Raw genomic sequence first — 291 nt, forward strand, 5'->3', positions numbered from 1 at the left:
ATCACGCGTCGTTCAGGCTGTCGTAGAAGGCCTTATCCGCCTTGGGCCCGTCGACGGGTTGGATGCCAACCTGTCCTGGATCGGCTTGACCGGATCTGGGTCTCGGTCATCGCCGCCGGATCGCGGGTGAAGAGCGGCTCGACGTAGAACGGCGTGTCGGCCTCGACCACGAAGTCCACCCGGTCGCCCGGGATGTCGACCCGCGGGACCGTGTCGACGATCTCGTTGACCTGCGCGACCACGACGCCGTTCTTGAAGGCGGTCGCCTCCACGACGGTCGGGGTGTCCTCG

Annotated in this window: 1 pseudogene; it reads right to left on the reverse strand. The window is 66.7% G+C overall.

The features are described 5' to 3' along the window. Positions 1-92 precede the first annotated feature (92 nt). Positions 93-291, reverse strand: a pseudogene (locus I53_RS24625) (malonate decarboxylase subunit alpha); the annotation flags it as partial.

The sequence above is a fragment of the Methylobacterium sp. B1 genome (genome assembly GCF_000333255.1).
GTDB lineage: Bacteria > Pseudomonadota > Alphaproteobacteria > Rhizobiales > Beijerinckiaceae > Methylobacterium > Methylobacterium fujisawaense.